The following is a 24,303-nucleotide window of genomic DNA, read 5'->3' on the forward strand; positions in this document are numbered from 1 at the left end:
ACATGGGGCCCCTCATTTCGGCCTTTGTCGGGCGTAAAAGGCGGTCCAAAGAGAGTCCCGCCCGACAACCAGTATAAGGCCGAAATCCCCATGTCAAATCGGCCACGTTCCGTGGCGGCCCCGCCGGTTCCAGCGGGGTCGCCATCGGACTTGGTTTGGTTTGGTGGTTTTGTTTTTTGCTTTTCTAAATTATCTTTTAGTGTTTACGGAACCCGCCACTGTTGGGCTGTGGTGGTGTTGCAGTCGTAGATCTGTAGTTGGGTGCCGTTTGCCGGGTTGCTGTTGGGGACGTCCAGGCAGCGGCCTGAGGGTGGGTTGACCAGTGCGCCGTTCGCTTTCGGCCACCACTGTTGTGCGCCGGTGCCGTTGCAGGTCCAGAGTTGGACCTTGGCGTTGTTGGACCTGCTGCTGCTGGCCACGTCTAGGCATCGGCCCGCTGCGCGGAGGCTGCCGTCCGAGGCGAGGGTCCACTGCTGGGCCGCCGAGGTGTTGCAGTCCCAGAGGCGGACCACCGCGCCGTTGCCCGTGACCGCCGGGTCGGCGTCCACGCACTTGGCGGAGAGACCGGTGATCGCTCCCGTTCGTGCTGGGGTCGGGCCCACGTCGAAAGAGGGTGGGGCGTCTGCCGTTGCCGAGCCCCACGTCGATGCCGAGGTGCCCAGGGTGTAGTCGAGGGTGCCGCCCGATGCCACGAACGACGACGGCAGCCACGGCTTCGTGCTGGTGGTTCCGTTGACCCGCAGTGATTGCACGTACTTCGCCGAGTCGGACGCGCCCGCGGCGATGATGGTGATGGTCTTGCCGTTGCCTCGGGTGATGGTGGTTTGCGGGAACTGGGGGCTGGCGAGGACCAGGTCCGAGCGGCCTGGGGCCTCCGGGTACATGCCGAGTGCCGCCCAGACCGCCCACGACGACATCTCGCCCAGGTCGTCGTTGCCCACCAAGCCTTCCGGCACCGGCGTGAAGATGGAGGTCAGGGCGCGGCGGACCACGTCCTGGGTCTTGGCCGGTGCGCCCGCGTAGGCGTAGGCCCACGGGGTGTTGAGGGTCGGTTCGTTGCCCAGGTACGCGTAGGGCTTCTTCGGGCCCGCGTTGAGTTCGGTGAAGAACGTGTCCAGGCGGGAGACGACCGCGCTGTTGCCGCCCATCGCGTCGAACAGGCCCCGGTGGTTGTACGGGACCATCCAGGTGTACTGGGCGGCGTTGCCCTCGACGTACTCGTTCTCCTGGACGGGGTCGAACGCGGGCCAGCTCAGGTCGGTGTTGCGCGGCTTGAGGTACTTCTGGCCGGATTCGAAGAGGTTGCGCCAGTTCTGGGCTCGGCGGAGGAAGTTCTCGGCCGTGGCCGAGTCGCCCAAGCGGGAGGCGAACTGGCTGATGGCGAAGTCGGCGCTGGTGTACTCCAGGGTCGTCGACGCCGAGCCCCAGACGTCCGGGAGGCCGGTGGGGACGTAGCCGTAGGTGTTGTACTGCAACCAGCCCGGCCGTTGGCGGATGTCGTTGACGCCCGCGACCATGCGCTGCAAGGCCTGCGCGGTGTCGAAGGTGGTGCCGCCGAAGGCGTGGACGGTGGAGACGATGATCGCCATCGGGTCGCCGTTCATGACGCCCGTGCCGCCGTTGGCGACCGTCCAGCGGTCGAAGTAGCCGCCTTGCGCCGCCTGGTTCACGGCCGACTGCGCTATGTCGGACGCCTCCTTGGGGGCCAGCAGGGCGACCAGGGCTATCTGGGAGCGGTAGACGTCCCACCCGGAGAAGTTGGCGTACTGCACCGTGTTCGTCGTGTGCACCTGGTTGTCGAAGCCGGTGTAACGGCCGTCGACGTCGCTGAAGACGTTGGGGTGCAACAGGGAGTGGTACAGCGACGTGTAGAGCGTGCGGAGCTGCGTCGTCGTGCCACCCGTGACGTCGATGCGGCTCAGCCAGCCGTTCCACGCGGCCCGCGACTGGGCCTTCACCTCGTCGAACGACTTCGTGCCGGTCTCGTTCGCGAGGTTGGCCTTCGCGCCGTCGAGGCTGACGAAGGAGATGCCCACGCGGGCGGTGACGGTGTTGGTGGGGAACGAGACGAACGCCGAGGCGGCGAACGGCTGCACGTCCTGGGCCGTCACGGCCGGGGGAGACGGGAGCTTCTGGGTCTCGGCGGTCTTGGGCTCGGGCGGCAGCTGCTGCTCGCTCTTGCCCTCGATGGTGCGCCGGGACTCGTCCACCTTGCCCTGCGCGTCGACGACGCCCGCGGTGCTGAAGTTCTGGTCGAACGTGACGGTGAAGTTCAGCCGGTACCGGTTGCCCGCGCCGCAGAAGCCGCCGCTGTCGGTGTAGCCGGACAGGGTGTTCGTGCCGATGGTGATGGTGCCGCTGGCGGCGTTGAACGCCTTGGCGGCGTCGACCGACAGCGAGGCCCGCTGGCCCGCGGGGTAGGTGAAGCGGGCCACGCCGGAACGCTGGTTGGCGGTCAGCTCGGTGCGCAGGCCGTTGTCGAAGGCCACCGAGTAGTAGCCGGGCTGGGTGATCTCGTTGGCGTGGTTGAACGTGTAGTAGCCGACCGGACTGGTGCCGAGGGTCGGCATGAACGGGATGTTGCCGAAGTCGCTGCACCCCGGACCCGACAGGTGGGTCAGGCTGAAGCCGCGGATGCGGTTGTCGTCGTAGTGGTAGCCGCCGTGCTGGTGCGTGACGGTGTCAGGGCTCCACTGGAGCATGCCGAACGGCGCGACGGCTCCGGGGAACGTGTTGCCCGCGCCACCGCCGTGGCCGAAGTCGGGGCCGCCGGGTTTCGTGCCGACGAGCGCGTTGACGTACTGGGCCGGATCGGACGCCGCCTGGGCGGTGCCCGCCGCTATCGGGACGGCGAGGGCCGCGATCGTCACGGCGGCCAGGGCGACGGTGCGAAGACGCATGGTTCCTCCTGCAGGGCGAGGAAGGTGACAACGTTGTCACCTGGGGATTTTCCCACCGGAACGGCCAACCGGTAACCCGCTGCGCGGCGCAACCTCGGTTCACCCGCCGTTGTCCGGCGGACAAGACGGGTCGGAGCCAGTTCGTCCGACGACGATGTCATCGCGCGGCGTCCCCCTGGGGAGTGACTACCGCGTGGCCGCGGGCCGCCAGACTGTGCGCGTGTTCGACGGAGGAACGGCGCGATCCCTCGCGCGGCAGTCGGTTCTGGTGGCGGCGGTGTGCCTGGTCACCGACGCGGTGAGCTTCCTGACCAGGGGACCGGAGGCGGTGGGACCGCTCGAGGCCGTGGTGCTGGTCGGCCTGGTGGTCGCCGACGCGGCGCTCGCGACCGCGCCCCGGTACTCCGGGTGGGTCGCGCTGGCGCACGCCGTCCTGCTCCCGGCGCTGGCGCTCGTCCTGCCCGGCCGGAGCGTGAACACGGCCGGGCAGCTGGTGTCCGCGTACCGGGCGGGCGCGTGGCTGCGGGGCAGGCCAGCGGCGGCGACCGTGGTCGCGATGGCGTTCGGCGTGCTGTCGTCGCTGTGGATCGGCGGCGCGACGAACCCGTTCGCCGTCGTGACCCTGGTGACCGCCAACACCGTGCTGCCGTGGCTGGTCGGCCGGTACACGACCGCGCGCAAGGAGTACGTCGACGAGTTGCGCCGCCAGCGCGAGGCGCAGCTGCGGGACGCCCAGGCCGAGGTCGGCGAGGCCGTGACCAGGGAGCGCGAGGCGATCGCCCGCGACCTGCACGACGTGATCTCCCACCACATCAGCGCGATCGGCGTCCACGCCGCCGCCACCCGGATGACCCTGGCCGGACCCGTGCCGGACTCGCTCGTCGCGGTCGAGTCGGCGGGCCGGGCGGCCATGGTGGACCTGCGGCGGCTGCTCGACCTGCTGCACGACGGCGAGTCCGCGGGCCTGCCGGGACTGGGCAAGCTCCGGGAACTGGTCGACGGCGTCCGCGCCGCGGGCCTGCGCGTGGCGCTCGCGGTCTACAACGACCCGTGCCCGCTGCCGCCCGCCGTGGACACCACGTTCTACCGCGTGGCGCAGGAGATGCTGACCAACGCGCTGCGCCACGGCGACGGCACGGCCGTCCGGCTGGAACTCGACTACGGCGTCGACTCCGTCTCCCTGACCGCTCGCAACCGGCTCACCTCCCGGCGCACGTCCCCGGTGGCCCAGCAGGGTTCCGGCCGCGGCCTGCGGGGGATGCGCCAGCGGGCCAGGGCGTTCGACGGCACGGCGACGGCGGGCCCCACCGCCGACGGCCAGTACTGGGAGACGAGCGTGACCATGCCGACCGGAGCGACCTCATGACCCTGCGCATCGTCATCGCCGACGACCACGCCATGTTCCGCTCCGGCCTGCGCGCGGTCCTGGACGCCCAGCCCGACATGACCTGCGTGGCCGACGTCGGCGACGGGTACAGCGCCGTCGAGGCCACCCGGACCCACAACCCCGACCTGGTCGTCCTCGACGTTCGGATGCCCAAGCTCGACGGCCTCGCCACCGCCCGCGAACTCGTGGCCTCGGCCCCCCGAAGCCTGAAGATCGTCCTGCTCACCACGTTCGACGCCGACGACTACGTCCGCGAGGCACTGGACTCCGGCGTCAACGGCTTCATCCTCAAGAGCCTGCCGCCGGAAGAACTCGTGACCGCGATCCGGGTCGCCGCGCGGGGTGACACCTACATCGACCCGTCCATCACCCGTCGACTCGCGCCCAGGCTCGCCGACGCCCTCGTCCCCACCGCTCCCACCCGGAAACCGGCGCCGGGCATCGACCGCCTGACCGCCCGCGAGCACGAGGTGTTCCTGCTGATGGCGGCGGGCTACACCAACACCGAGATCTGCGACCAGCTCTACGTGGGCACCCAGACCGTGAAGACCCACGTGTCCCGCGTGCTGGCCAAGCTGGGCCTCCGCGACCGCGTCCACGCGGTCCGCTTCGCCCACCACCACGGCCTCGTGGAGCCGCACGACACGTCGGGGCTGTAGTTCGTCCACAGTGGACCGAGTACGGGTTTCTCCCACAGGGGTGGGAAAAGTCCGCCGGTGGTGATCCTCACGACGGGTTGTGAACAACGCCTGGTCCGTGCCACGGTCGCGGGCGAGTCGTACCAGTGCGAGGGGGGATCGACCCATGTCCGGATCCAGTGTGGTTCGAGTGTGCGTGCGCGGGATGACCGCGCTGTCCGTGGCCGCCGCCGTGGTGGCCGGAGTGGTGGCGGTGCCCGCGCAGGCCGCGCCGAGCCCGTCCGTTTCGGCTTCCGCGCAGGCGGCGGAGTCCAGTGTCGAGGAGAAGGCCGCCGCGGCTCAGGCGGCGGGCGTCGAGTTCACGCCCGCGATGGCCGCGATGACGGACCAGAACTTCGTCATCGCGCTGTGGGTGCGGGCCCGCGCGGGCAGCCAGGTCAAGGAGGCCGCCGCGACGGCGTTCACGAACCTGGGCAGCGAGTCGGCCTGCCGGGAGTTCATCCAGGTCGGCGTCTTCGAGGCGGCCGACCGCGATCGGGTGGAGGACGGGAAGAAGGCCGTGCGCGATCGGCAGCGCCTCGCCGCCGCGGCCGAGATCGGGTGGGTCGACGTGCCGAAGGAGGAGTTGGACGGGTCGTCGTGGGACTTCGTCTTCGCCCTGTGGCAGCGGGCGGTGCAGGGGAGCGAGGTCTGGACGCGCGCCACGGCGGTGCTCCAGTCGGAGTCGGACGAGCAGCGCGAGGAGTTCATCGTCACCGGCATCTACGAGGCGAGCCGGATCGACGAGGAGCGCGGCTGAGGGCTGGTACGGGTTCCGCCGAACAGCGCTAGCGGGAATGGACTAGACCATTTTATCCTCACGGAATCCTCATGGGTCGAGCCGCGCGACTGCATGACGCCACTCGAAGAGGGAGTCCGTGATGTCCAAGCGCTGGAAAGCCGCCGTGTTCGCCGTGCTGGCGGCGGTGCCGCTGGTGTTCTCCGCGGTACTGCCCGCCAGTCCGGCGTTCGCCCACGGGTCGACCATGGTCCCGCCCAGCCGCACCTACCAGTGCGGGCTGCTCGAGGACCCGGAGGAGCCGAGGTCGGCCGCGTGCAAGGCCGCCATCAAACTCGGTGGCACGCAAGCCTTCTACGACTGGGACGAGGTCAACCGGCTGGACGCCGCGGGCAACTCGCGGACGTTGATCCCGGACGGCCAGCTGTGCGGCGCGGGCAGGCTGAAGTTCGCCGGGCTGAACCTGGCCCGCAACGACTGGCCCGCCACGCGGCTGACCTCCGGCGCGGCGTTCACGTTCAAGATCAAGGAGACCGCCGACCACGACGGCATCTGGACGTCGTACGTCACCAAGAACGGCTACAACCCGCTGGTGCCGCTGCGCTGGTCGGACCTGGAGCAGTTCAACTCGGTCCGCAACCCGCCGCTGTCGGGTGACGTCTACTCGATCGCCACGCGGCTGCCCAGCGGCAAGTCCGGGCGGCACGTGATCTTCACGATCTGGCAGCGCGTGCTGCCGGACAGCACCGAGGCGTTCTACCTCTGCAACGACGTCCTGTTCTGACCGGGCGGGAGGTCCGGCGTCCCCCGAGAACGCCGGACCTCCCGGTCCACTAGGGCAGCTCCATCGGGTTGTGCGTCGTGCTGCCCGCCGCGGTGTGCACGACGACCGACGTCCGCTCCGGCTGCCCGCCCTGCTCACCCGGCCACCACGCCGTCCACCAGCCCGACGCCACGCTCGCGCCGATGACCCGGCCGTCGTCGAGCCGCACGTCCACGCCCGTCACGTCCGGCCCGACGCGCCCGACGATGCTGGAGTAAGCCGAGTCGCCACTGCCGCGGGAACTCATGGTCTCCAACGTGGTCGTCGTCCCCGGCGGCGTGGCCACCGGCCCCTCGGTCAGCTGCTGCCAGCCGAAGACCTCGTCCGGCACGACGGTCATGCACTCCGCGACCGCCCCGCCGGGCTTCTTCATGATCACCAGCGACGACGTGCCCCGGCTCTCGGCCACCAGCACGTCCTCCGGCGCGACCGACGTCCCGCCCCACGACGTGGCGCACGTCCGCGCCAAGGCCAGCCGTTGCTCGCCCTCGACCGTGCCGGGCCGCGGCGTCCACGACGCGAACGCCTTCTCGGTCGCGCCGGGCACGACCGTGGACACCGCCACGATCCCCACCGCGACCGCCGCGGCGGCCGCGCCCAGCACCGCCCGCCGCGGCCACGGGTTGGCGGGGGCAGCCCGCACGATCCGCTCCACGTCCGCGCGGGCACGGGCCCACTGCTCCGGCGACGGCTCGTGGCCGCGCGCCGGGTCCAACGCCTTGAGCTGCTCCATGTCGTTCACGCCCGCGCTCCCGTCCAGTCCAGTGCGTCGTTGTCCGCCGGGCCCATCGCCCGCGCCAGCCGGTCACGGGCCCGGCCCAGCCGCATCGCGAAGGCGGAGCGGCGACACCCCAGCACCTCCGCGGCCTGCGCGGCGGTGAGGCCGTCGAACGCCACCAGCGCCAGCACTTCGCGGTCGGCGGCCGTCAACCGCCGCCACGCCCGTTCCAGGTCGACCCGCGCCGCCGTCCGCTCCGCGCCGTCGGCTTCCACGCGTTCCGGCTCGGCCTCGATCCGCACGTCCAGCGCCCGCTTCCGCGACCACCCGCGCGCCTGGTTGACCAGGACGTTGCGGGCGATGCCGAACAGCCACGGCCGCGCGTCCTCCGGCACGTCGTCCAGCCGCCGCCACACCGTCAGGAACACGGTGGCCACCACGTCCTCCGCCTCGCTCCACGGCACCCGTCTGCCGACGAACCGCAGCAGGTCGGCGTAGGTGTTCCCGTGCAGCGCCCGGAAGCGCCGTTCACGATCGTCGTCACTGCTCATCGCGCCCCTTCATCCGCCTTACACCCACTACCTGTCCGGCCGTGGCACAGGTGTCACACCTCTTTCCGCCGAGTTGAGGCTTTTCTTCGAAACCGGCTGGCAGAGCGCGGTGAAGTCTCCACAAGAGCTTCAACGATACGGTTGAAGCCCATGGACATCCGTGACTTCCTCTCCCCGTCATGCGACCTGCTGGCCCTCGGCGAGCCGACCCACCTCGAACCGGCGTTCCCGCTGATCCGCAACGACCTGCTGGTCCGGCTGGTCGACCTCGGCTTCCGGTCCGTCGCCCTGGAGACCGACCGCGTGGCCGCGCTCGCCGTGGACGACTACGTGCGCGGGGGAGGGGGAACGCTCGACGGCGTCATGCGGGAGGGCTTCTCGCCCGGCTTCGGGGAGTTGGACGGCAACCGGCGGCTGGTCGCCTGGCTGCGCGAGCACAACGAGCACCTCCCGCCCGCGGACCGGGTGGCGTTCCACGGCTTCGACGCCCCGATCGAGATGATGAGCGCGCCCAGCCCGCTGCGCCACCTCGACCACGTCCGCGCCTACCTGGGGCTCGACGTCGACCTCGCGGCGCTCGCGGGCGACGACGAGCGGTGGAGCCGGACCGAGGCGATCATGGACCCGAACGAGTCCGTCGGGGCCACGCCCGAGGCCGACCGGCTGCGGGTGATCGCCGACGACCTGCTCGTCACGCTGCACGCGCGTGCCCCGGAGCTGATCGCGGCCACCTCGCGGGCCGCGTGGACCAGGGCCGAGGTCCACCTCACCGCCGGGCTGGGCCTGCTGCGCTACCACCGGCAGTCGGCGGAGCACGTCGAGCGCGCCACGCGGGTGTCCCGCCAGCTCGGTGTCCGCGACGCCCTCATGGCCCGCAACCTCCTCGACATCCGCGCGGCCGAGACGGGGAGGGGTCCGACGCTGGTCTTCGCGCAGAACCTCCACCTCCAGCGCAACCCGAGCCGGTGGCACCTGGGCGGGATGGACCTGTGCTGGTCGAGCGCGGGCTCCATCGTCGGGGCGCTGGTGGGGGAGCGGTACGCGTTCGTCGCGGGGAGTCTGGGCCGCAGCGCGGCGCTCGGGCTGGGCGAGCCCGACCCGGACACCTACGAGGGCGCGCTCCAGCACGCGGTCACCGGCTGGGGCCTGGTGCGGGCGCACGACGTCGCACCCGCCCGCACCCGGACCGACACCACCCCGGCGCAGGGCTACTTCCCGCTGGACCGGCCGACCCTGGACGGGGCCGACGCGGTCCTGCACGTCACCGGCCGCTAGCGCGTGCCCCGGACCGTGGGCGACGCGATGCGGATCGCGGCCATGAGCATCAGGAGGTCCACGCCCGCGGCCTCGGCCAGGTCGCGGATCGGCTGGGGGACCGGCGACAGCGGGTGCTGCGTGCCGGAACTGGGCAGGCCGTCGTCACCGCCGAGCAGCGACAGCGGGGTGCTCAGCGGGGTCAGCCGGTAGATCCGCCAGCGCGGCGCGGTCGACTCGGCGATGACCACGGTCGGGCCGTCGCGCAGGACGAGGGCGGCCTTGGTCGCGTTGCGGGCGAGCACCACGCACGCCGGGGCCGCCATCGTCGCGACCTGGGCCGCGACCCGGCGCGGGTTGCGGAACTCGCCGTCGACCACCCAGACGCCGTCGACGAGCGTCGCGGGCACGCCCTCGCGCTCGAACGCGTCGCGGAGTTCGGCGTGCGGGTCGTCGGCCGCGGCCATGGCCAGGTCGATCACGGCGGCGACCTCGGCCTCGGTGGCGACGCGGGCGTAGGCCTGGTCGGAGACGTGCAGGTAGCGCGCGACCACCTCGGGCTCCGCGAAGGCCGCCCACTCGCCCGCCGTGTCCCACGCGGTCTTGGCGATGGCGTCGTGCCTGCCGCCGCCGTGCGGACTGGCGTCCTGGAGCAGCAGCGCGAGGCACACCGCGATCACCGACGTCTGGTGCGTCATGACCTGGCCGGGCGACTCTTGGTCCTCCGCGTCCGTCGGCACGAGCGCGAGCACCAGGTCCCGCAGGTCCGCGCGCCAGCCCTCGTCCGCGCCCCACACCCCCGCGGCGAGCAGCAGCAGGTACAGCCGCGCCACGGCCATCCGCGCGGCCGACCACGGCAGCGGAGCCGTCGTCGCCGCCTCGATCCACCGCCGCGCCCACGTGCGGCACCGCTGCCGGTTCGCCTGCGGCACGTCCGGCACGGCCACCGGCCCGTCGAGCGGGAACACCAGCCGGGTCAACGTCGGCCCGAACACGGCCTCCACCTCCCGCAGCCACGCCTCCCAGTCGCTAGTAGCGGCAGGCGCACGCACCCCCTCCAGCAGGTGGACGAGGTCGGCGCTGAACCGCGCGCCGAGCGGCTGATCGGCGAACACCTCGCCGGGGTCGTAGTCGCGGGCCAACCGGACGCCGCTCATGACCGCGGCTCCGACGCGGCGGCGGTGCCGGTCCCCGGCACTCGGGCAGGCACGATCACGATCATCGACGATCCCCCTGGCGAACGGCGGCCACACCCGAGGTGTCGCGGGCGCTCAGGAGATCGTTTCACGCCACCACCCACTCCGGCGCGCCCAGGAGCCCGACGACCTCCTCACACCCGACCTCACCACCGACCCCGACTACCGTCCGCCCGTGCCCGCACCGCGCCCCATGCTCTTCCTCGACGTCGACGGCCCCCTCATCCCCTTCGGCACGACCCACCACCCGACCTTCGCACCGACCACCGATCCCCACCCGCCGTCGGCCCTCGACGCGGGGAACGGGCTCCACTGGAAGACCCTCGCCCTGGTCGAGTGGGCGGGCGGACGGCCGTTCGCCTGGGTCGACGACGAGAGCGCCGACACCGACCGCGCCTGGGTCGCCGCTCACCACCCCGGACCTGCCCTCCTGCACCGCGTCGATCCACGCCATGGGCTGCGGGACGCCGACTACGCGACCCTCGGTGCGTGGCTGCGGGACTCGGGTTCCTGATCTCCGGTGGAACGGCGTGGAACGGGGGTGGAACGCCTCGGTGTGTGGGTGGTCGGGCTGGTGGGCCGCTCGGGACGGGGTGTCGTTTCTACGAGGGGAAGACTGTGTTCACTCGGAAGTTCTTGCGCCGCAAGGTGTTGGCCGGGGCCGTGGCGGTGGCCATGGTGGGGATGGCCGGTGTGGCCGGCGCGGCTCCGCAGGTGGGGATCCAGGCCTTGGACGAGGTGTCCGGGACGGCCAACGGGACGGTGTTCCGGACGACGTTCGCGGCGGGCACGCCGTTGTTGTCGCGGTTCCAGTACCACTACACGTCGGAGGACCACCACATCCGCACGGTGTCGGCGATGCCGTTGCCGCAGCAGTTCGCGGTGGAGGTCGGGTTCGCCGACGAGAACGGCGACGACCAGTACACCTACCGCGTGTCGCACCAGCGGGTCGACCCGACCGGGCTGGTGCCCGGCACGTTCCACGGGACCTGCGCCGGGCAGTGCACCACGGCGCTGAACACCCGGCCCGCGGGCGACTTCGTGTTCGTGCTCAGCGGGTTCCGGGTCACCTACGACAACGCCGACCACCACCTCGACCGGATCGCGGTCCTGGAGAACGGCGGCTCGTTGACGACCGCGTTCCGCGACCTGAACGGCGACGACCGCTTCACCTACGACGTCAGCTACGTCTGGGTGCCGCGCGCCCGGCTGGGCACGATCACCACGATCCTGAGCTCGGCGCACGCCGTCGGCAGCGCGTCGCGGGCGGCCGTGGCGGGGGAGAAGGTGATCCGCGGCTTCGACCTGGACAACCTGGCCACGGGCGACGCGGGCGACAACCACATCAAGGACCTGGGTGTCGTCGGCAACTTCACCTCGTTCGACTTCCTGTACGGCGACTCCAACCCCGCCGACTCGGCCGACTGGCTGTTCCGCGCCGACTACGCGACCCTGGCCTGACCCGTGCCCCGGCCCGCGGCGGTCAGCCGCGAGCCGGGACGCCCGTCAGGAGAGCTGCTTGTCGTAGTCCGGCAGCTTGAACCCGCGGTCGGCGTGCCCGCCCGCGAGGTCGCTGTCGTTGTTGCCGATGTTCGCCACGATCCGGTAGCCCAGCTTCTCGATGGACGTGCGCGCGGCGGTCTTGATCTTCTCGTCGGAGTCGAAGTTGAACCACGGCCGCAGGTAGATCCCGGCGACCGGGTAGCCGACGGCCTTGAGGTTGCCCTCCGTCGGCCAGCCCAGCACCTCGGGGCGGGCCGTCACGAAGAACACCGCCGCGCCCGCCGCCGACGCCTGCTTGGCGACGGCGAGCACCGGCTCCGTCGCCGGGGTGGTGATGGCGGGCCGGTAGGTGGTCTGGAGGGCGGTGTTGTCGATGTCCAGCACGATCGCGGTCCGCGCCGCCGGGTCGGGCAGGCGGGTGCGCAGGTACGCCGAGGCCGTGTCGGTCACCGCGGTCACGTCCGAGATCCACGTCTCGTACGACGGCAGGGCGAGCGGCGCGGCGGAGGCCGTGGCCGGGACGCCGACCGTCAGCGCCGTGACGGCGGCGAGCACGGCGACGCTGGTGCGAAGGCGGTTTGTCACAGGGGAACCCTTCGGGTGAGCAGGTGGTGATCACCCTAGGGCTCCACCCGCGCACTCCCCGTGAACTCCGCTCGGCAGAAACGTGAACGATCGTCACGATCAGCTCCGCAGCAACGGGACCTGCCGGTCGCGCGCGTAGGACACGACCTCCCGCACGTCGTCGGTGGTGACGATCCGCACCGACGGCCCGTCGAGTTCACGGGTCGCCACCTGCAACGGCCACCCCGGCATCCCCGGTGCGGGCACGTGCAGGAACCACTGGCCCTCGAACAGGTCTTCGGCGGCCGTCATCAGCTCGTTCTGGATCACCCGCGAAAGCTAGCAACCACCACCGACAAAAACCGTCGCGTTCGAGTCGCGCTCCACGACCAGGGTCACCGGAGCGGTTACCTCTATTGCTTCAGTGTTGACTGAAAAACGCCCTCGCCGGAAATGCCGGTACCGCCAAGACATCGGCGCTGACGAAAATGCGCTCAGCGCCGGGCCGCTACTTGCCGTACGTGGCTTCCTCGATCTTGCGGCGCGCGTAGTCGTCCATGGTCTTGCTGCCGATCTTCCACAGCGTCTCCTCGATCGCCCCGGAGGGGAACGCGGTGTTGCCCGCGACCGAGTTCACGCCGCCGCGCACCGCGCCCGTGGCCCCGCCGAGGAGCGCGTCCTTCCAGATGTCGTTCGGGTCGCCGTTGCCCCTGGCGACCTCGACGGCGGACTTGGCGGCGTTGGTGGACATGCCCTTGACGACGTCCTTGGGGACGTCGTAGAAGAGGGTCTCGCGCCACTGCTTGGGGGATCCGAACGACTGGGCCCAGTCGTTCTGCGCGCGCATGAACGCGAGCTGCTCGCCGATCGTGGTCTGGTCGCGGGCGGCGGCTCGGGCGTCCACGAGGGTCTGCCACGCCTGTTCGCGGGCGGCCGCGGCGTCGCGGCGGGCGGCGGCCGCGGTGATGTCGTCGCCGGACCGCTGTGCGTCGCGGGTCGCGGCGGCGAGGTCGTCCTGGGCCTTGGCGTACGCGGTCCTGGCGTCGGCGAGGCCGGAGTCGGCGGCGGTCACGGTGCGGCGGGCGTCGGCGAGGTCGCGGACCCCGTCGTCGATCCACTTGGCGTTGCCGGTGGTGCGGTAGACGTCCAGCATCGTCTCGGCCTCGGCGGCACGGGTCCTGGCGGCGGACGCGGCGTTGTCGTAGGCCCGGACGGTGCGGGCGGAGTCGGCGAGGTCGGTCGTGGTGCGGTGGACGTCGGCCGTGGCCCGGACGTTCCTCGCCACGGCGTCGGCGTGGGCCGCGCGAGCGCCACCGAGGTCGGCCGCGAGCTTGTCACCCTCGCCGCGGGTGCCGCGCACGCCGAGGTCGCGCGCCGCGCCGTACGCGCCCTTGGCGTCGTCCAGCAGTCGCGAGGCGTTCGTGACGACGGGCGGCGGCTTGGGCGCGGGCGGGGGACCGGAGACCTTGAGCTGCTTGTCGAACGTGACGAACTTCGGCAGCCCGTCGTCGCCGAGCTTCACGTGGCCCGCCTCGTCGAGCACCTTCTTGTAGCCGCTCTTCTCCAGCCCGCCGATGAGCCCGCCGCCGACGCCGCTGATGCCCGCGCTGATGAAGAGCTGCGCCGGGTCGATCTTCTTGCCCTGGATGCCGTGCGACACGAGGTTCGCGGTGAGGTCGATGGCGATGTCGCGGACGCCCTCCACCGCCGCTCGGCCGTAGCCGACGGTGAACCGGGAGGTCTTCCAGGACAGGTCCATGACCTTGGTGATCCACGCGCGGGCGCGGACCAGGAAGCGGACCAGGGCGTTGAGCGCGGAGGCGAGCATCCGCAGGACGCGGACGCCGGTGGTGATGAGGTACGTGAGCCACGCCTGCGCCCAGGCGAGCAGCGCGGGGAACGCGGCCGCGGCGGCGTAGAACGCCAGCATCACGCCGATCTGCACCGCGAGCTCGGTGATGATCTGCACGACCATCTCGTGGGTCTTGGCGTGCTGCTGCTGTTCGGCGGCGATCGTGGCCGTGGTCTGCGCGGTGCCCGCGGCGTCCTGGGCGAGCACCTGGGCGCGCTGGGCGAACGCCTCCGCGCCGGGGCCCTGCCAGTTCGACACGCCGTAGGCGGTGAGGTCCGCGACGCGGGCGCTGTGCTGGTCGAGGAACGCCGAGATGTCGGCCCAGCCCTGGGCGTTGCGGTGCAGGGTGGGGGCGTCGCCGCCGGGGCTGGTGAGGCCGACCTCGGCCAGCGCGTCCCCCATCAGACCGACCGGTTCAGGTCGTCGACGTCGTGCTCGGCGTCGTGCGCGGTCGTGTCGTACATCCGGGCCTGCTCGTCGAGCGTGCCCGCCGTGGCGAGCAGGTCGCTGTGCATCTTCTCCAGTCGCGCCAGGGTTTCCCGCGCGGTCGCCTGGTACTCGCGCTCGGCCGCGGCGGCGTTGGGGGTCTCGCCGTAGGCGCCGTTGGTGTTCGCCGTCTGCGCCTCGAACTCCTGGATCCGCGCCCGCAGCGCGGTCGCCGAGTCCCGGAACTCCTGGCTCAGGCGCGACAGGTGCGCCACGTCCACGGAGACGAAGTCGGACACGGGCTTCCCTTCGACGGCTTGCGACGCTTCCGAGGATGCCAGTGCCCGAGGACGATCTTGGTCGACTTCGCCGAACCGACCGGGCCCGGTCGGCGGAAGTTCACCTGCGCGTCATCACGTGACCGGGACCACCCGGATCGCGAGGATTGTGCAGTGAGCCGCCACTTTTGGGCTCTCCGCTCCGGTCCGCGGCTGGTTGCATGGAGGACAGCGGCGAACGTCCGTCCACAGTGGCCAGAGGAGGGCAGGAGCGATGTCCGGTGACACCGGCGGTGGGATTTCCCTGCGGGTCAACGGGGTGGCGCACCCGGTGACCGTCGACAACCGCACGACGCTGCTCGACGCGGTGCGGGAGGGGATCGGTCTCACGGGGCCGAAGAAGGGGTGCGACCGGGGTCAGTGCGGCGCCTGCACGGTGCTGCTCGACGGCAGGAGGGTGGTGTCCTGCCTGACGTTGGCGGTCGCGGCCGAGGGCGCGGAGATCACCACCGTCGAGGGGCTCGCGGGTGACGGCGACCTGGTCCCGGTGCAGGAGGCGTTCGTGCGGCTCGACGGCCTCCAGTGCGGCTACTGCACGCCGGGGCAGCTGTGCTCGGCGGTCGGGATGCTCGCCGAGCACGCGGAGGGCTGGCCCAGCGCGATCACCGCCGACGGCCCCGTGCCGGACCTGGACGCGGCGGAGGTGCGCGAGAGGATGAGCGGCAACCTCTGCCGGTGCGGGGCGTATCCGGCGATCGTGCGCGCGGTGCTGGAGGCGGCGGCGCGATGAGGGAGTTCTCCTACCGGCGCGCGACCGGGGTCCGCGAGGCGCTCGCCCTGGTCACCGAGACCGACGGGGCCCGCTACCTCGGCGGCGGCACGAACCTGGTGGACCTGATGAAGGTCGGCGTCGAGGCGCCCGCGCGACTGGTGGACGTCCGGTTCCTGCCGCTCGACGGCGTCCGCGAGGCGGACGACGGCCTCGTCCTCGGTGCGATGACCACCAACAGCGCGGTCGCGGCCCACTCCGAGGTGCGCCGCCGGTTCCCGGCGGTGAGCCAGGCGGTCCTGGCGGGCGCGTCGGGCCAGTTGCGGAACATGGCCACGGTCGGCGGCAACCTGCTCCAGCGGACCCGGTGCGGCTACTTCGCCGACACCTCGCAGCCGTGCAACAGGAGGGCGCCCGGCAGCGGGTGCCCGGCCATCGCGGGGGAGCACCACAACCACGCCGTCCTCGGGCTGACCGACCACTGCGCGGCCACCCACCCGTCGGACCTGGCCGTGGCGCTGACGGCGTTCGACGCCGTCGTGCGCTACGAGACGCTCGACGGTGCGGGCGAGGTCCCGCTGGCGGACTTCTACCCACCGGTCGGCGACGCGCCGCACCGGGAGACGGTGCTGCCGGCGGGCGCGCTGATCACGGCGGTCCACCTGCCGGACGCGGAGGTGGCGCGGTGGTCGCGGTACCGGAAGGTCCGCGAGCGCGCGTCCTACGCCTTCGCCACGGTGTCGATCGCCGCCGCGCTGACCGTCCACGAAGGACTGGTGAGCGACGTGCGGATCGCGTTCGGCGGGGTGGCCTCGCGGCCGTGGCGCGCGCGGGCGGCGGAAGCGGTGCTGCTGGGCGGTCCCGCCACGGCGGACCGGTTCCGGGTCGCCGCCGACGCCGAACTGTCGGCCGCGCGACCGTTGCGCGACAACGGGTACAAGGTGGACCTGGCCCGGAACCTGGTCGTGTCCACCCTGACCGATCTCTGGGAGAGGGGCGAGGGATGAGCGAGGTGGGGACCGCTCGGCCCCGGATCGAGGGCCGGGCCAAGGTGACCGGGCGGGCGCGCTACGCCGCGGACGAGCCGGTCGAGGACCTGCTCCACGGGTGGGTCGTCGTGTCCACGGTGTCGCGCGGCCGGATCCGGTCCATCGACACGGCCGCCGTGCTGGGGATGCCCGGCGTGCTGGGCGTGATCGACCACCGCTCCGCGCCCCGGCTCAACCCCGAGGCGGGCATGTTCTTCGGCCCGGACGCGGGACTTCTGCTGCTCCAGGACGACGTCGTCCCGCACGCGGGCCGTCCGGTGGCGCTCGTGGTGGCCGAGACGCTCGAACAGGCCAGGGCGGCGGCCGGGGCGCTGCCGGTGACCTACGTGGAGGAGCCGCACGACACGGCGTTCTCGGCGGAGCACCCCGCGGCCCGGCCCGCGCTGACGATCTACGGCCCCGACGCGGACGTCGGCGACGTGGACGCCGAGCTGGCCGCGTCGGCGGTGGTCGTCGGCGCGCGGTACCGCACGCCCGAGCAGCACTGCTGCGCGATGGAGCCGCACGCCGTGACGGCGTGGTGGGAGGGCGACCGCCTCCAGGCGATCGACGCCAACCAGGGGCCGTTCTTCGCCGCGGGCACGCTGGCCGCGCTGTTCTCCCTGCGGCCCGACCAGGTGCGCGTCCGGTCCGAGCACGTCGGCGGCGGCTTCGGCGGCAAGGGCGGGGTGGGCCCGCAGCTGATCCTCGCGGTGATGGCGGCGACGCGGTTCGGCAGGCCGGTGCGGGTCGCGCTCACCCGTGAGCAGGTGTTCCTGGCGACCTCGATGCGGCCCGCGACCGACCAGCGCGTCCGGATCGGCGCCGACCCGGACGGCCGCCTGCGGGCCATCCACCACGAACCGGCGTACTCGGTGTCGCCGCTCGCGGAGTACGTGGAGAACTGCGCCGAGCTGACCAAGACGCTCTACGCCGCGACCGCGATCCGCACCCGCCTCACGGCGGTCCCGGTCGACACCCTGCCGCCGTTCTCCATGCGCGGACCGGGAGCGACGCCCGGCTCGTTCGCCCTGGAGTCGGCGGTGGACGAGGTGGCCGCCCGGCTGGGCCTGGACCCGATCGAGCTGCGGCTGCGCAACGAGCCCGTCGTCGGCCCGGTGTCCGGCCTGCCGTTCAGCGGCCGGAACCTGGTGGCGTGCCTGCGGGACGGTGCCCGCCGGTTCGGTTGGGCCGACCGCGACCACCGGCCTCGGACCCGGCGCGAAGGCCCTCTGCTGGTCGGGACCGGGGTGGCCGTGGCGTCGTTCAGCTCCGGGGCGATCCCGTCGTCCGCGGCGATCACCGCGGAGGCGGACGGGACGTTCACGGTGGCCATCGGCGCCACCGACATCGGCACCGGTGCCCGCACCGCGCTGACCGCCGTCGCGGCCGACGCGCTGCGTGTGCCCGCCGAGCGGATCCGGCTCCGCATCGCCGACAGCGACCTCGGGTTCGCCTGGGTCGCCGGCGGTTCCAGGGGCACGACGTCGTGGTCGTGGGCGATCACCGAGGCCGCTGCCGCGATGCGCGAACGGCTGTCCGACCCGGAAAGGCCGCTGACGGTCACGGCCGACACCGCCCAGGCGATCGGCGCGCTGGAACCCAAGGAGCGCCACGCCTTCAGCGCCGTGTTCGCCGAGGTCGCCGTCGACCTGGCGACCGGGGAGGTGCGGGTGCGGCGGCTGCTCGGGACGTTCGCCGTCGGCCGGGTGGTCAACCCGTTGACCGCGCGCAGCCAGCTCGTCGGCGGGATGATCATGGGGTTGTCGATGGCGCTGCACGAGGAGGGCGTTCGCGACCCGGTGTCGGGCAGGCACCTCAACACCGACCTGGCCGGCTACCACATCGCGTCGCACGCCGACGTCCCCGAGGTGGAGGCGCACTTCGTGGCCGACCACGAGCCCGACGACCCCTCCGGCCTCAAGGGCGTCGGGGAGATCGGGACCGTGAGCACCGCCGCCGCCATCGCCAACGCGGTCTGGCACGCCACCGGGACCCGGCAGCGGACGCTGCCGCTCCGGCTGGACCGCGTGCTGGAGGTGGGGTGACGGTCAGGCCAGCGCGGCGAGGCGGCGGCGTTCCAGGAGCGCCGAGACCGCGTAACCGCCACCGCCGGCGACCGTGAGCACCCAGAAGGGACCGGTCGAGTCCAGGAAGAGGGCGGCGGCGGAGACCAGGGCCAGCCACGTGCCGAGGCAGTAGTGCAGGACGTTACGGCGGGCCGCGCCCTCGCCCAGGTAGAGCAGGCCGACCACGAGGCCGGAACCCGTTGGCCAGAGCACGGTTTGCAGGTCGCCGACGTCCACGGTGGACGCCAGCCCGGTGATGGCGAGGAACAGGGCGGCGAAGCCGGTGACCCACGACGCGCCGAGCAGCTGTCCGGACAGGACCTCCGGTTCGGCCGCGCCGCGCTGGGCTCGGAGCGCGGCGCGGGTGCTGTAGTAGGTGCCCGCGGCGAGGCCGAGGCCCAGCAGGGTCATCGGCAGCCAGCCGGGCAGGGCGACCAGTGGGTCCGCGCCCTTGGTGAGGGCGGCCGCGCCGTGCCCGAGGACGTAGGCGAGGCCGAAGCTGACGTAGGTGGCGCGGTTGTCGACCTCGCCCGTGCGGACGGCGCGGACGGTGGTCGGGGCGGTGAGGGTCGCGGTGCTCATGGCTGGTGCCTCCGGGAGTCAGGGGACGAGGTGGGACAGGGGATCGGCGATCCGCCGGGTGATGTCGGCGGGCCAGCGGAACGCCGGGGAGACGGCCCGCTGGTGGGCGAGCCCGTGCAGGCCCACCCACAGCGCGACCGCGTCGGCGGCGGGATCGGTGCTGGTGCACTGGCCCGCCGCGACGCAGGCGGTCAGGCAGTCGGTGACGAGCCGCAGGGCGTCCGAGCCCAGGTCGGCGGGCACGGCGGGGGAGACGGCGCGGTCGGCGGTCCAGATGCCGCCGAACATCGTGCGGTAGCGCTCGGGGTGGTGGCGGGCGAAGTCCAGGTAGGCCCGGCAGACGGCGTGCAGCCGCCGCCGGGGGTCCTCGCCCGCCGCGTCGGCGGCGGACCGGAGCCAGTCGGTCAGCTCGGTGAACGCCCGCCGCACGACGGCGACCACGATGGAGAGCTGGTCCGGGAAGTGCGGGTAGATCGACGGGGCGGCGATCCCGACACCGCGGGCCACGGCTCGCAGGGTCACGGCCCGCGCGTCCCCGGCGGCGTCGAGCAGGTCGGTCGCGGCGGCCAGGATCTCGGCGCGCAGCAGGTCGCCCTCGCCACGGCGGTTCCTCGCGCGCGGCGCCCCGACGGTCATGACCGGGGCGCGTCGGGGACGATGACGACCTTGCCCGCGACCGTGCGCGACTCGGCCAGCGCCAACGCCTTCGAGGCCTGGGACAGCGGGAACTCCGCGGCGATCTGCGGGGACAGGACGCCGTCGGCCACCAGCGCGAGCACCCTGGTGAGGTCGTCGCGGAGCCGGGCGCGGAACGCGGCCGGGCGGAACCGCTTGCCCGCCCAGAAGTTGTAGAACAGGGCGCTCTTGCCGTTGGGCAGGTAGTTCCACAGCAGCAGCCGGGCGAACGACTTCAGCACGGGCAGCTGCGAGTTGCCCTCGTCGTCCTTCGTCGCGGCGGTGCCGTAGGACACCAGCGTCCCGCCCTTGCGCAGCAGGGCCCACGAGTCGGCGATGGCCGCGCCGCCGACGTGGTCGAACACCGCGTCCACGCCGTCCGGCGCGATCGCCCGGATCCGCTGGTACATCGCCGGGTCGCGGTAGTCGACCGGGGTCACGCCCAGCTCGCGCAGGGCGTCGTGGTGCCGGGGCGACGCGGTGCCGATGACCGTCATCCCGGCGTGGAGGGCGAGCTGCACGAGTGTGGAGCCGACGCCGCCGTTCGCGCCCAGCACGACGACCGTGCCGCCCGCGGGGACCTTCGCGGACCGGTGCATCATCTGCCACGCCGTGACCCCGTTGACCGCCACGGTCTCCGCGGCCGCCGCGGACACGGCGTCCGGCACGGCCACCAGGTCGGCCGCCTCGACCAGCAGGGAGCTGGCCCAGCCGCCGATCTTCGTGACGGCGGCGAACCGACCGCCGACCAGGGCGGCGTCCACGTCCGCGCCGACGGCGGTGACCGTGCCGACGACGTCGTAGCCGGGCACGAACGGGAACGCGGGCTGGTCGTAGTACTTGCCGCGGCGCATCTGCTGCTCGGCGAAGGACACGCCGGTCGCGTCCATCCGCAGGACGACCTGGCCCGCGGCGGGGGCGGGGAGGTCGCGGACGGTGATCTCGAGACCGTCCACCTCGACCTTGCCGGGCAGGACGACCTCGGTGGCGCGGGTGGTGGTGACGGTGCTGTTCACGGGGTTCTCCTCGGGTCGAGCCGCTGTAGTTACGGTCGTAAGGCTACGACTGTTAGCGAAGCGAGCGCAAGGCCTAACACGAGTAAGTTTTGTCCTGTAAGCTGACGGCCATGGTGGACAAGACGACGACCCGCGCCCGCAACCCCCGCGGGGAAGGCGCTCGCCTGCGCGACGACATCGTGGCCGCGGCGGTCGACCTGCTCGACGAGACCGGCGACGAGGGGGCGGTCACGCTGCGCGCGGTGGCCCGGCGCGTGGGGATCGCCGCGCCCTCGATCTACCGGCACTTCCCGGACCAGCCGAGCATCATGATGGCCGTGGTGCGGCAGGCCTTCGCCGAACTGGAGGCGGAGCTGCTGGCCGCGTTGGCGGGCGCGGGCGACGACCCCCGCACCCGCCTGTTCACCCTCGGCGAGGCGTACCTGGAGTTCGCCCAGCGCCACCCCGGCCGCTACCGCACGATGTTCGGCGGCCTCTGGATGCCCGACCTGGCCGCGACCACCGTGACCGAGGCCGACCTCGCCTCACTCGGCGACGCGAGCATGAAGCTGCTGGTCGACGCGCTCGACGCCTGTGTCCAGGCGGGGATCGCCACCAGCGACGACCTCACCGCCGACGGGGTCGCCCTGTGGATCGGGCTGCACGGGCTGGCCCACCAGCGGGCCGTGACGGTCGCCTACCCGTGGCCCGCGGACATCGCCGAGCGGATCATCACCGCGCTCGCCCACCTGCGGCCGTGACCGCGGCCTCGACGAGCGCGGCCAGCGGCCGGGACCGGGTGTCCTCCGGCCACGCGATGGCCAGCGTGGAACTCGGGGCGTCGACCACCGGGACGCTCGTCAGGTCCGTGCGCAGGTGGTGCAGGACCGACGCGGGCAGCAGCGCGATCGCCCGGCCCAGCGAGATGAGCTGGAGCAGCTGCGCGGAGTCGCGGACCAGCGGACCACCGTTGGGCGGGCGGCCCGGCCACCGGGGGAGCACCTCGCCGCTCAAGTCAGCCATGGTCAGCGACTTGCGGTCGGCCAGCCGGTGCGTGAGGGGCAGGATCGCCACGTCCTGCTCCGTCAGCAGCTCCTGGTAGGCGAACCCGTCCGGCTCGTCGTGCGGGAACCGCAGCAGGGCCACGTCCACCTCGCCCTCGCGCAGCAGCGTCGCCTGCTCGCCGATGCCGCAGATCCGGATCTCCACGTCGACCGCCGCCGGGTCCGCCGCGAACGTGGCCAGCATCTTCTCCAGCAGACCGCCGTCGCTGAGCGGTTTCATCGTCAGCACCAGGTTCGCCCCGCCCGCGCGCTGGGCCCGCCGTTCCGCCGCCGTCAACGCCGACAGCGCCCGCTTGCCCTCGTGCAGCAGCACCTCGCCCGCGGTGGTCAACGCGACCGCGCGGCTCGTGCGGTCCAGGAGCGTGACGCCCATCCGGCGTTCGAGCTGCTGGATGGTGCGCGACAGCGGGGGCTGCGCGATCCCGAGCCGCGTCGCGGCCCGGCCGAAGTTCAGCTCCTCCGCGACCGCCACGAAGTAGCGCAGCTCCCGTGAATCCATACTCCCAGGGTATCGATACCCACCCAGATGGTCTTGGACCCCGCGCTGACCTGCGACAACACTGGGTGACATGACCACAGCACTGGTGACCGGGGCCAACAAGGGCATCGGTTTGGAGATCGTGAAGAAGCTCGTCGACCAAGGCCTCACCGTCTACCTCGGCGCGCGGGACCCGGAGAAGGGCGAGAAGGCGGCCGCCGAGGTCGGGGCGACGTTCGTGCAGCTCGACGTGACCGACCCGGAGTCCATCCGGCGGGCCGCGGCGGGCCTGGAGCGGCTCGACGTCCTGGTGAACAACGCGGGCATCACCGGCGGCAGGCTCAACGCCCCCGGCGACGCCGACGTCCCGACGATCCGGGAGGTGTTCGACACCAACGTGTTCGGCGTCATCGCCCTCACCGACGCCCTGCTCCCGCTGCTGCGGAAGTCCGAGCACGGCCGGATCGTCAACGTGTCCAGCACGGTCGGCTCCCTCGCGGGCATCCCGACGAGCCAGTCCCCGCCGTCGCTGGCCTACGTCCCGTCCAAGACCGCCCTCAACGCCGTGACCGTCCTGTACGCCAAGGCCGAACCGGGCCTGCGCGTCAACGCGGCCTGCCCCGGCTACTGCGCCACCGACCTCAACAACCACGCCGGGTACCGCACGGCCGAGCAGGGCGCGACCAGCGCGGTCCGCCTCGCGACCCTGGCCGACGACGGCCCCACCGGCGGCTTCTTCGACGAGGACGGGCCCGTCGCCTGGTAGGTCCGCCGCGGACGGGTCAGACGTCGTTCGGCGCGGGACCCGTCCAAGCCCACGCGAACGAGACCGCGATGGACGTCCCGGCGACGAACAGCACCGAGCCGAAGACGAACCCGGTGTTCGTCCCGACGGAGCCGCCGACGACGAACGGGAGCAGCCAGATGATCAACGGCATCCGGACGTGCTCGATGGCCCGCGGGTAGGGGCGGAGGAACTGGACGGTGTGGACCATGCCGCGCGGGCCTTGGTCCCGCAGTCCGCCTGCGGGCTGGAACCGGTGGCCGGACGGGTGTTCGACCACCGCCCGGCGACCGAACCCGGTCCTCTCGCGCACGGCGAGCACCTGGCCCGGCGCGATGTGCTCCATCGTCGTGTCCCAGTGCACGCGCTGCCAGCGCGTGCCGGGCAGGATCCGCGGCACCACCCGTTCGAGCCGGGCGGGGTCGAAGGGGGAGTCGGCCGGGGCGAGCAGCAGGTGCGCGACGGTGCCGTTGTCGACCCGCTGGACGTTGCCGCGGCTGCGGACCACGAGGACCCGCATCGGGATCGGGTCCGCCGCCGCGGCCGACCGGTTGAGCAGCCACCGGGCCGTCCACGCCAGCAGCGCCAGCGCGAACGCGGAGCCGATCACCGCCGCGGGCCACCAGAAGTCCCAGGCGGTGTCCTCGCCCGCGTGGCGGATCCCCGGCTCCAGCATGATCACGGTGTTCCGCTCGGACTTCCTGGTGCCCGCGGTCGCGCTCGGGTCCCTGCCCTCGTCGAGGTCGTACCGGAGCCGGACCTCCTGCCCAGCCCGCCACTTCTCCGGCTCGTCGAGCACGACCGGCGTCGACTCCTCGATCTTGCCCTTGTCGCGCCACACCACCACGGTCTCGTCGGCCGGGGGCCGGAACCCGTCGGAGATCCGGCCCACGGTCTCGATCGTGGCCTGCGACCTGGCGTCCTCGTCGAGGGACGACCCGACCAGGCCGAGCCCGGCCGTCAGGGCCAGCGCGACCACCGAGGTGATCAT

The 24,303-nt window shown here is 72.4% G+C and carries 25 protein-coding genes; 12 read left to right on the forward strand and 13 right to left on the reverse strand.

The features are described 5' to 3' along the window. Window positions 1–203 precede the first annotated feature (203 nt). Window positions 204–2,900 carry a lectin gene (locus ACFWW9_RS38245; protein ID WP_390387365.1) on the reverse strand — a complete coding sequence of 899 codons (2,697 nt, stop codon included), beginning with the start codon at window positions 2,898–2,900 and terminating at the stop codon, window positions 204–206. Window positions 2,901–3,120: 220 nt separating this feature from the next. Here ACFWW9_RS38245 and ACFWW9_RS38250 point away from each other — a divergent pair, with 220 nt between their 5' ends. From ACFWW9_RS38250 to ACFWW9_RS38265, 4 genes are all read left to right on the forward strand, one after another. Beyond that, entirely contained in the window at window positions 3,121–4,266 is a 1,146-nt protein-coding gene (locus ACFWW9_RS38250) for a sensor histidine kinase (RefSeq protein ID WP_390387367.1), read from the forward strand. After that, window positions 4,263–4,946 carry a response regulator gene (locus tag ACFWW9_RS38255; protein WP_390387369.1) on the forward strand — a complete coding sequence of 228 codons (684 nt, stop codon included), beginning with the start codon at window positions 4,263–4,265 and terminating at the stop codon, window positions 4,944–4,946. The genes ACFWW9_RS38250 and ACFWW9_RS38255 overlap by 4 nt, the downstream gene beginning before the upstream one ends. A 145-nt stretch (window positions 4,947–5,091) precedes the next feature. Further along, a complete protein-coding gene (locus tag ACFWW9_RS38260; protein WP_390387371.1) occupies window positions 5,092–5,724 on the forward strand; it encodes a hypothetical protein in 633 nt (210 codons plus the stop codon). 121 nt (window positions 5,725–5,845) lie between these two features. Beyond that, window positions 5,846–6,487 (forward strand): lytic polysaccharide monooxygenase, encoded by a 642-nt coding sequence (locus ACFWW9_RS38265; RefSeq protein ID WP_390387373.1) that lies wholly within the window; start codon window positions 5,846–5,848, stop codon window positions 6,485–6,487. 49 nt (window positions 6,488–6,536) lie between these two features. Here the strand turns inward: ACFWW9_RS38265 and ACFWW9_RS38270 are convergent, their stop codons facing one another. Then, a complete protein-coding gene (locus ACFWW9_RS38270) occupies window positions 6,537–7,268 on the reverse strand; it encodes a hypothetical protein (RefSeq protein WP_390387374.1) in 732 nt (243 codons plus the stop codon). Then, a complete protein-coding gene (locus ACFWW9_RS38275; RefSeq protein ID WP_390387376.1) occupies window positions 7,265–7,795 on the reverse strand; it encodes an RNA polymerase sigma factor in 531 nt (176 codons plus the stop codon). Before ACFWW9_RS38275 ends, ACFWW9_RS38270 begins: the two co-directional genes overlap by 4 nt. A gap of 150 nt (window positions 7,796–7,945) precedes the next feature. Between ACFWW9_RS38275 and ACFWW9_RS38280 the strand changes: the two genes are divergently transcribed. Beyond that, on the forward strand, window positions 7,946–9,070 hold the full coding sequence (locus ACFWW9_RS38280; RefSeq protein ID WP_390387378.1) for an erythromycin esterase family protein: 1,125 nt from the start codon (window positions 7,946–7,948) through the stop codon (window positions 9,068–9,070). Here the strand turns inward: ACFWW9_RS38280 and ACFWW9_RS38285 are convergent. Next, the gene (locus ACFWW9_RS38285) at window positions 9,067–10,206 is read right to left on the reverse strand and encodes a hypothetical protein (protein WP_390387380.1); all 1,140 of its coding nucleotides are present in this window, start codon (window positions 10,204–10,206) and stop codon (window positions 9,067–9,069) included. The two genes, ACFWW9_RS38280 and ACFWW9_RS38285, sit on opposite strands and share 4 nt — an antisense overlap. 214 nt (window positions 10,207–10,420) lie before the next feature. Between ACFWW9_RS38285 and ACFWW9_RS38290 the strand changes: the two genes are divergently transcribed. Both ACFWW9_RS38290 and ACFWW9_RS38295 read left to right on the forward strand, forming a co-directional pair. After that, window positions 10,421–10,759 carry a hypothetical protein gene (locus tag ACFWW9_RS38290; protein ID WP_390387381.1) on the forward strand — a complete coding sequence of 113 codons (339 nt, stop codon included), beginning with the start codon at window positions 10,421–10,423 and terminating at the stop codon, window positions 10,757–10,759. A gap of 104 nt (window positions 10,760–10,863) precedes the next feature. Further along, window positions 10,864–11,706, forward strand: coding sequence for a hypothetical protein (locus ACFWW9_RS38295; protein WP_390387383.1), 843 nt, complete (start codon window positions 10,864–10,866; stop codon window positions 11,704–11,706). A 45-nt stretch (window positions 11,707–11,751) separates the two neighbouring features. Here ACFWW9_RS38295 and ACFWW9_RS38300 read toward each other — a convergent pair whose 3' ends face one another. The 4 genes from ACFWW9_RS38300 to ACFWW9_RS38315 form a co-directional block, all read right to left on the reverse strand. Beyond that, a complete protein-coding gene (locus tag ACFWW9_RS38300; protein ID WP_390387384.1) occupies window positions 11,752–12,333 on the reverse strand; it encodes an HAD family acid phosphatase in 582 nt (193 codons plus the stop codon). Window positions 12,334–12,432: 99 nt separating this feature from the next. Continuing rightward, window positions 12,433–12,642, reverse strand: a complete 210-nt coding sequence (locus ACFWW9_RS38305; RefSeq protein ID WP_390387385.1) for a hypothetical protein — start codon at window positions 12,640–12,642, stop codon at window positions 12,433–12,435. Between the two features lie 178 nt (window positions 12,643–12,820). Then, complete coding sequence (locus ACFWW9_RS38310; RefSeq protein ID WP_390387387.1) at window positions 12,821–14,566, reverse strand: hypothetical protein; 1,746 nt, start codon at window positions 14,564–14,566, stop codon at window positions 12,821–12,823. Beyond that, window positions 14,566–14,889, reverse strand: a complete 324-nt coding sequence (locus ACFWW9_RS38315) for a hypothetical protein (protein ID WP_390387389.1) — start codon at window positions 14,887–14,889, stop codon at window positions 14,566–14,568. Before ACFWW9_RS38315 ends, ACFWW9_RS38310 begins: the two co-directional genes overlap by 1 nt. A gap of 253 nt (window positions 14,890–15,142) precedes the next feature. On the opposite strand from ACFWW9_RS38315, the gene ACFWW9_RS38320 reads away from it, so the two are divergent. Genes ACFWW9_RS38320 through ACFWW9_RS38330 form a run of 3 tightly spaced genes read left to right on the forward strand, consistent with a single transcriptional unit; the run spans window position 15,143 to window position 18,713 of the window. Then, entirely contained in the window at window positions 15,143–15,658 is a 516-nt protein-coding gene (locus tag ACFWW9_RS38320) for a (2Fe-2S)-binding protein (protein WP_390387390.1), read from the forward strand. Beyond that, the gene (locus ACFWW9_RS38325; RefSeq protein ID WP_390387392.1) at window positions 15,655–16,644 is read left to right on the forward strand and encodes an FAD binding domain-containing protein; all 990 of its coding nucleotides are present in this window, start codon (window positions 15,655–15,657) and stop codon (window positions 16,642–16,644) included. The genes ACFWW9_RS38320 and ACFWW9_RS38325 overlap by 4 nt, the downstream gene beginning before the upstream one ends. Beyond that, window positions 16,641–18,713 (forward strand): xanthine dehydrogenase family protein molybdopterin-binding subunit, encoded by a 2,073-nt coding sequence (locus tag ACFWW9_RS38330; RefSeq protein ID WP_390387393.1) that lies wholly within the window; start codon window positions 16,641–16,643, stop codon window positions 18,711–18,713. The genes ACFWW9_RS38325 and ACFWW9_RS38330 overlap by 4 nt, the downstream gene beginning before the upstream one ends. A 3-nt stretch (window positions 18,714–18,716) precedes the next feature. Here the strand turns inward: ACFWW9_RS38330 and ACFWW9_RS38335 are convergent, their stop codons facing one another. Genes ACFWW9_RS38335 through ACFWW9_RS38345 form a run of 3 tightly spaced genes read right to left on the reverse strand, consistent with a single transcriptional unit; the run spans window position 18,717 to window position 21,007 of the window. After that, complete coding sequence (locus ACFWW9_RS38335) at window positions 18,717–19,316, reverse strand: ABC transporter permease (RefSeq protein ID WP_390387395.1); 600 nt, start codon at window positions 19,314–19,316, stop codon at window positions 18,717–18,719. Between the two features lie 18 nt (window positions 19,317–19,334). Further along, window positions 19,335–19,952, reverse strand: coding sequence for a TetR-like C-terminal domain-containing protein (locus ACFWW9_RS38340; RefSeq protein ID WP_390387396.1), 618 nt, complete (start codon window positions 19,950–19,952; stop codon window positions 19,335–19,337). Beyond that, window positions 19,949–21,007, reverse strand: coding sequence for a medium chain dehydrogenase/reductase family protein (locus ACFWW9_RS38345; RefSeq protein WP_390387398.1), 1,059 nt, complete (start codon window positions 21,005–21,007; stop codon window positions 19,949–19,951). Before ACFWW9_RS38345 ends, ACFWW9_RS38340 begins: the two co-directional genes overlap by 4 nt. 110 nt (window positions 21,008–21,117) lie before the next feature. Between ACFWW9_RS38345 and ACFWW9_RS38350 the strand changes: the two genes are divergently transcribed. Beyond that, window positions 21,118–21,747, forward strand: coding sequence for a TetR/AcrR family transcriptional regulator (locus ACFWW9_RS38350; protein WP_390387399.1), 630 nt, complete (start codon window positions 21,118–21,120; stop codon window positions 21,745–21,747). Here the strand turns inward: ACFWW9_RS38350 and ACFWW9_RS38355 are convergent. Next, on the reverse strand, window positions 21,719–22,549 hold the full coding sequence (locus ACFWW9_RS38355; RefSeq protein WP_390387401.1) for a LysR family transcriptional regulator: 831 nt from the start codon (window positions 22,547–22,549) through the stop codon (window positions 21,719–21,721). The genes ACFWW9_RS38350 and ACFWW9_RS38355 overlap by 29 nt on opposite strands. A gap of 70 nt (window positions 22,550–22,619) precedes the next feature. Here ACFWW9_RS38355 and ACFWW9_RS38360 point away from each other — a divergent pair, with 70 nt between their 5' ends. Beyond that, the gene (locus tag ACFWW9_RS38360; protein WP_390387403.1) at window positions 22,620–23,294 is read left to right on the forward strand and encodes an SDR family oxidoreductase; all 675 of its coding nucleotides are present in this window, start codon (window positions 22,620–22,622) and stop codon (window positions 23,292–23,294) included. A 16-nt stretch (window positions 23,295–23,310) separates the two neighbouring features. On the opposite strand, the gene ACFWW9_RS38365 is transcribed toward ACFWW9_RS38360, so the two are convergent. Continuing rightward, the coding region (locus tag ACFWW9_RS38365) for a hypothetical protein (protein WP_390387405.1) at window positions 23,311–24,303 on the reverse strand (993 nt) is incomplete at its 5' end.

The sequence above is a fragment of the Umezawaea sp. NPDC059074 genome (assembly GCF_042738955.1).
Taxonomy (GTDB): Bacteria; Actinomycetota; Actinomycetes; order Mycobacteriales; family Pseudonocardiaceae; genus Umezawaea.